Genomic DNA, 6540 nt, shown 5'->3' on the forward strand with positions numbered 1-6540 from the left:
GTTAAAGGCAAGGGCGGCATCAAAGCCTGCCAAGGCGACAAGTACTTCTGCAACGACGGATCGATCAGCGCCTCGAAGCAGGTTTGCCGCCGATGATGCGTTTCTTGCTGGCGGCGGCAATGCTCGCCGCCTCGCCTGCGATGGCCGAGACCACTACCGGACGTGCCTCCGTGATTGATGGCGACACTCTCGAGATCCGGGGGCAACGCTTTCGGTTGCAGGGCGTCGATACGCCCGAAAGCGCCCAGGTCTGCGGCGACGCGGCTGGCAAGGACTACACCTGCGGTCGGAAGGCGGCGCTCGCCCTCTCCAACAAGATCGGCCAGGGTAACGTCGCCTGCAAGGCGATCGAAAAGGACCGGTATGGCCGCACCGTCGCGGTCTGCCGCCTCGGCGCTCTCGACCTCAAGGGCTGGCTGGTCGAGGAGGGTCTCGGCATGGCCTACCGTCGCTACTCGACCGCCTATGTCGCGCAGGAGGATGCAGCGAAAAGGGCGAAGCGCGGGATCTGGGCGGGCCAGTTCACCCCGCCATGGGATTGGCGGAAGGGCGAGCGGGTGCCGGACATGGGTATGGCCGTACCCGGCGGGCCCGACGGTCCGATCCCCGCGCCGAAAGCGCCACCAACGGCCGCTACCGGCACCTGCGCCATCAAGGGCAACATCTCGCGCAAAGGCGATCGGATCTACCACCTGCCGGGCACGCGCGATTATGAGCGCACTCAGATCAATGAGGCTTTAGGCGAGCGCATTTTCTGCTCAGAGGAAGAGGCAAAGGCGGCAGGCTGGCGGGCGCCGCGCGGGCGAACAGTGTTGGAGGCAACGGCGGACCGCGGCCTGAGCGGCCCCATCAGCGTGATGACGCGCTCGGTCTCAGGCTCGCGATCTACGGCTTGCTCGTTTGTGTGCTGATCTACGGCTGCTGGCAGGCCGTGGCTTGGTTCGTGGCCTCCTTCCCGCCAGACTTCCGGTAACGGCAGCCTGCTCAGCCTCGTCCACGGTCTCGGCCCGCACGAGGCGACCGTGCGGGAGATCTACGAGGCTGTCGGGCGTGAGGCCATGGCGACAGGCGCCAGCGACGACACCCGCATGGCCGAGGTGCGGAAGCGGATGCTCGCAGCGGTGCGCGGGAACTGAAACGAAAAAGCCCGACTTCGGTCGGGCCAAGCGAAGAATTACGTGCGGTGCATCAAGGCGCCGCTATGCAGTACAAGATTGTCTCACCGTCGCTAATTGTGTAGTTCTCTAAGAAGAGCCGATAGCTTGGGTCGATAGTCCTAATATAGTCGGGTATCTCGATATAATCCTGCGGACGGTGATAAACTGAAATAGCAAGCTTCGGACGAAACTTACGGATCGCTGCCTCCGCGCCGCGAAGGGCTTCCATCTCATGGCCCTCAATGTCCATCTTGATGAAATCGACGCGCTCGACCGTGCCCTCAGAGACAAGGCTGTCGAGAGATCGCATGGGCACAGAACTTAGGTCGGCGAAGCCCGGATCTACCCGCTCTGAGACTAGCGATCCAGGCTGGTCGGTTTTACCCAGACCACTTGGGAATAGAACGATATTTGTGATCTCGTTGCGGGCTATGTTGGCCTCAATAATGCGATGATGCCTCTCCAGCGGATCAAAAGAGAACACCCGACCATCATGCCCAACGGTTTCGGCGAAATCGATGGCAGTGTCCCCAAAGCAAGCGCCGGCATCGACGACGTAATCTCCAGCTTCCGGTCTTACCGAAATTTCACTGCGCTCATAATAATACTGACGCATCTTGAATGTGAAGAATATATTGGCCCGCAGGCACTCAATACTCAGTTCCCGCCCGCTGCTGGGAATGGAAAAGCGTTCAATTTCGTACCCGCACGCCCCCGCTGTAAACTCTGACGGATCGGCCGGCATCGCATCAGAAGATGCTCTAGCGCTCCAATAAGACGCGGTGTTGCTAGGAAGTCTGACGTAAGTATGACCGAGAGACTTGAATAATATAAGGCTGATAAACAGTTCCTTTGATCCCGCGTCTTCTAAGGCGTTATAGGTCCTTGCGAGACCATCCCAATTTGAAGTCACGAATGCCAGGAACTTTGAGCGTATTTCATCAAAATCATTCTGGGATGCGATTGCTCCAATCGGAGGATAATTTCGGTCGACATTATTTTTGGCGCGCCTCTTTAACGCCTCGATTAAGCCCCGGCAAACGAGATCTCTAAATACGCCAACCTCATCGGAATTTTCAACAAGACCCGCCAATTTCAGCTCCGCCGGCAAAAAAATTTCATATAAGAATATCTGAGAAACAGCCGCAGGCAATGCGGCGCTTGCAGCAACGCTTGATTATTTCGCGCGGTTACGGCCTGTCGTTCGTCGTGCTCTGCCATTGACCGCCTGCTACCTCCAATGCCAATTACCCGCCCCATATCTCTTGGCCTCTCAGTCGGCGGATCGGCATATGCGCCCCAAGCGCGTCCTCATTGCGGACTTTGATTTTTTCACGGCGGTCGGTGGGGGGCAGACATTCTACCGGAGAGTGATCGAGCGCAACCCAAGCATGGTGTTCTATTATCCATCGAAAGGGCCGGATTTTGACAGGAAAAGAAAGCGGGAACTTCCGTGGAATGCGGAGCCTTTTCTTTTCAATACTCCCGATCTGACTGACACCTACAGAAAACTTTTTGACGAGGACGGCAATTGGGTCCGCCGAGAGTTCGGAGCCCAGTGGGCCGGCGTCGCTGCGGCACTGCGAGGGCAGCACTTCGACGTTCTCGACATCCCCGCGTTCTACCCGATCGGCTTTGCCGCCCGCCCCGTGCTCTCGGCCTTCGACGTGCAGGTGGATCGCGTCGTCCTGTCGATGCTCGGCTGGCAGAGCACGACCTGCCGGAGTTCTTACGACGATCTCAGCGAGGTTGCCGACGCTTACGAGCGCGAGGAAATCGCCGGGGCCGAGATCGCCGACATTCGCTACGTGATTTCCAATTTGGAGCAGGAGACCAGCCCAAGCACTGGTCTGCCGGTCGAAGTCCTCGACATGCAGGACACGATCGAGAGCATCCCGGCGCCGGCAGCCGTGCCGCCTGGAAGTGGCCCGCCGGCGCTCTGGTACGTTGGTCGCTTGGACGGTGCTAAGGGGCCCGACCTGTTCATCGAGATCGTCTCGAAGCTGCCGAAGCACCTGTACTCAGGCTGCTTTCTGGCCGGCCCGGACAACGACTGGAACCCGACCGCTAGGTGGTCCGACAAGGTCATTGACCTAGCGAAGGAGCGCGGTGTCGAAGCCTCCTATGTCGGCCGCATCAGCGACGAGGAGCTGCGCGACCGAGTCTATGGCGGACGTACGGTCATTGTAGTGCCGTCGAGAACTGACGCGTTCAACTATGTCGCCCTTGAGGCGCTACGCCACGGTTGCCCCATCCTCTTGTCCATCAAGGCTGGAGCGAACGGCTTTCTGAAGGACAACTTCCCGCAGATTGCCCCTCCGTCGATGGATCCGGACGACCTCGATGCCGCGGCCCGATCGCTCACCGATCTGCTTCAGAACTTCGAAGAGCGCGCTAGGCACCTGCGCGCCGAACTCCGCGCGAACGCCTTCAGAGAGCCGCGCACGGACTTCATGGGGCGCATCTACGGGGCGCGCACCGAGCGCTTGAGCGCTCGAGTGAAGGAGGCCGATCGTCTCGCCGGCGATATGCGGTTGCGGATGAAGAAGGTGGTGCCGAGGCAATTCGCTCCGGTTCTCACGGACCACCAGATCGAAATGCTGGCCAACTACGGCGTCTACCCCTACGTGGCGACCGACACGACCATTCCGAAGGTGTCCATCGTCCTGCCAGTCTATAACGGCGTCAACTTCTTCGAGGACGCCATACAGAGTGCCCTCGCGCAGGACTATCCGAACTTCGAGGTGATCGTCGTTGACGACGGCTCGACGGATGACACGCCCTCGCTTGTGGCGAAGTACGCATCCGATCCGCGCGTCGTATCGATCCGCAAGGCCAACGGCGGGGTTGCTTCGGCCCTCAACGCCGGCATCAACGCCATGTCCGGCCACTTCTTCTGCTGGCTTAGCCACGACGACCGCTTTCACCCGCACAAGCTTTCCCGTCAGGTGGAGCGCTTCCTTGAACTGGACACGCTCGAGCAGCGGACCGTCCTGATCTCCGACTACGATCTGATTGACGCCTCGGGGGCCTTGATCACGACCGTGTCGCATGAGCAGCGCATGGCCGGGAAGCCGTCCACAAATGCGCTGATGCGTGGGCTGATCCACGGCTGCAGCGTCCTCATTCCGCGGGACTTTTTCCGGGAAGTCGGGAAGTTCAACGAGGCGCTGCCCTACACGCAGGACTACGACCTGTGGGGCCGCTCCCTCGGAAAGTACAAATTCGTCCATATGGCGGAAGCGCTGATCCAATCGCGCTGGCACGACGCGCAAGGCTCCAAGCGAGCCGACTTCACACAGGAGGCCGACGCGCTCTGGCTGAGGCTTCTTGATCGCGTGTCAACCTCGGACATGATCGCGATGGATGGAAGCGAATATGGCTTCTACGCCGCTCAGGCCGGCTTCCTCAGAGAGGCTGGGGCGCACGGCGCCGCGGCGGAAGCCGTCAAGCGGGCCGAGCAAGCCCTTGATCGGGTGAAGGTGTCGGTCATCATCCCGTTCTACCGCGGGATACATCAACTAAAAGGCGCCATCTATTCGGCGCTGTCCCAAACTCACCGGAACATCGAAGTCATCGTCGTCTACGACGAGCCCGACCAAGACATGTCCGAGATCCGCCTCATGCCTGAGATGGGCTACAGGGTATTTCTTTATTGTCAGAACCGGCGCGGGGCTGGAGAGGCGCGCAATTACGGGATCAACAAGGCCACGGGCGATTATATTTCCTTCCTCGATGCCGACGATCTGTTCCTTCCATACAAAGTCCGGCACCAGCTTGCGGCAATGCAATCAAAACGGGCTCGCATCTCGCACACGTCGTATCTTGGCTTGTGCGTTGATGGCACTTTGGCGTCGATGGTGTTCGATTCTGGAACCTGCACCGGCAACGTGTTTCCGGGCATCATCGCCAACTGCCCGATCGCGATGCCTACCGTCATGGCGCAGACATCATTCATCCGGCCGAACTTCATGTTCCCGGAAAACGCCCACGGCTGCGAAGACTTCCTGCTATGGATTAGGATTACCAAAGCGACCGAACTTCTCGGCATTGCTATGCCGCTGAGCGTAGTTCACATAACGGGCGGCACTATCGCTCACGATCCAGCCAAGCAGAAGACTTCTCTTGAGAAAGTCATAGCGACGCTCGAAGCTGATCCAGAGATTTATGTGCATGTTGAGCAAATCAACCATCTGAAGGGACTTGTTCAGATGTACGAAGCAAGGGCAGCAGCCGCATAATGGCCACGGGCACTTGCCCCGAAGCCTATCCCGTCTGAGCGACTAGGGAGCGGCACAAGGGCAGCACGTCCCGTGACCGCTTTCACGGGGCTGCATATCGGGAACGCCCTGAGCGTTCCCACCTCGATTCCGTCTAGATTTTCGGGCATGGGCCGGAGATATCGTTCTCAGCGACGGATGCCATGGCCGCACAAATTGAACCGCCCGCGCGTCAATTGCAACCGCCGAGCCGCCTCGACGTCTATCTCCGCGTCCTCAGCGCTTTGATGCTGCGCGATATGCGCAGTCGCTTCGGCGGAACCTACTGGGGCTACTTGGTGCAGGTGCTCTGGCCGTGTGTGCACCTCGGGATCATCGTAGGAGCAATGACATATCGCGGCCTGAAGCCGCCCATGACAGACAGCGCCATGCTGTTCGTTGCTACAGGTGCGTTGCCCGCACTCGGATTTCAGTACATTTCGCGTGAGGTCATGAAAGGATATTTGATTCACAAGCCTTTGACCTATTTTCCTCAAGTCAAAGGTTTCGATACTGTAGTCGCCCGCTGCTTGGTTGAAACTGTCAGCAGCTTCATGGGCGTTATTTTGATCTTAATCGTACTTTATTGTTTTGGCGCTGACCCCGTGCCAACCGATATGTTTTGCGCAATGACTGGGTACTTGGCCGCCATTTTCCTTGGAATAGGGATCGGAACAATCAACGTAGGGATATGTTCTGTTTTTCCTGGGTGGGCATTGGGTTATATCCTAGTCACATTGTTGCTATACCTTACAAGTGGCGTTTACTTTCTGGCATGTTATATGCCGGATGAAATATATAGTTGGATGAAATGGAACCCGGTTACCCAAATAATAGAATGGGTAAGATTAGGTTACGATCCGTCCCTGCCTGTTCAAATTGATTACGTCTATATTTTTGGGTGGATCTTTGGTAGTTTGGTCATCGGACTTCTCATGGAGCGCTACGTAGTTCGATCGCAGCAGTAATGCCTCGAACTCGTCGGTCTCGCACATGCCTTGCGCCCGACGAATTGACTTGAACGCAATAGGCCCTACAGCGAGCCGAGACACAGGCGGCGTTAAAAGCCTGCAAGGCCGAGGGGGTGGACGATGGCGGTTCTGGTCACGGGCGGCGCGGGCTAC

General features: G+C 58.3%; 4 protein-coding genes. 3 read left to right on the forward strand and 1 reads right to left on the reverse strand.

The features are described from left to right. The first annotated feature begins 92 nt into the window (after positions 1-92). Positions 93-911: a thermonuclease family protein gene (locus E4V01_RS24960; protein ID WP_305847220.1), complete on the forward strand. Its 819-nt coding sequence runs from the start codon at positions 93-95 to the stop codon at positions 909-911. A 277-nt stretch (positions 912-1188) separates the two neighbouring features. On the opposite strand, the gene E4V01_RS24965 is transcribed toward E4V01_RS24960, so the two are convergent. Beyond that, on the reverse strand, positions 1189-2310 hold the full coding sequence (locus tag E4V01_RS24965) for an FkbM family methyltransferase (RefSeq protein WP_153227062.1): 1122 nt from the start codon (positions 2308-2310) through the stop codon (positions 1189-1191). Positions 2311-2449: 139 nt separating this feature from the next. Here E4V01_RS24965 and E4V01_RS24970 point away from each other — a divergent pair, with 139 nt between their 5' ends. Next, positions 2450-5398, forward strand: coding sequence for a glycosyltransferase (locus E4V01_RS24970; RefSeq protein ID WP_060768527.1), 2949 nt, complete (start codon positions 2450-2452; stop codon positions 5396-5398). 182 nt (positions 5399-5580) lie between these two features. Continuing rightward, positions 5581-6384 (forward strand): ABC transporter permease, encoded by an 804-nt coding sequence (locus tag E4V01_RS24975; protein WP_060768526.1) that lies wholly within the window; start codon positions 5581-5583, stop codon positions 6382-6384. Positions 6385-6540 lie beyond the last annotated feature (156 nt).

Source organism: Methylorubrum sp. Q1, from assembly GCF_004683995.1.
In the GTDB taxonomy this organism is placed as follows: Bacteria; Pseudomonadota; Alphaproteobacteria; order Rhizobiales; family Beijerinckiaceae; genus Methylobacterium.

Excerpts from the sequence above, each read along its gene's own strand:
- E4V01_RS24970 (WP_060768527.1), top strand. The coding sequence starts at position 2,450 with ATGCGCCCCAAGCGCGTCCTCATTGCGGACTTTGATTTTTTCACGGCG.
- E4V01_RS24960 (WP_305847220.1), top strand. The coding sequence starts at position 93 with ATGATGCGTTTCTTGCTGGCGGCGGCAATGCTCGCCGCCTCGCCTGCG.
- E4V01_RS24975 (WP_060768526.1), top strand. The coding sequence starts at position 5,581 with ATGGCCGCACAAATTGAACCGCCCGCGCGTCAATTGCAACCGCCGAGC.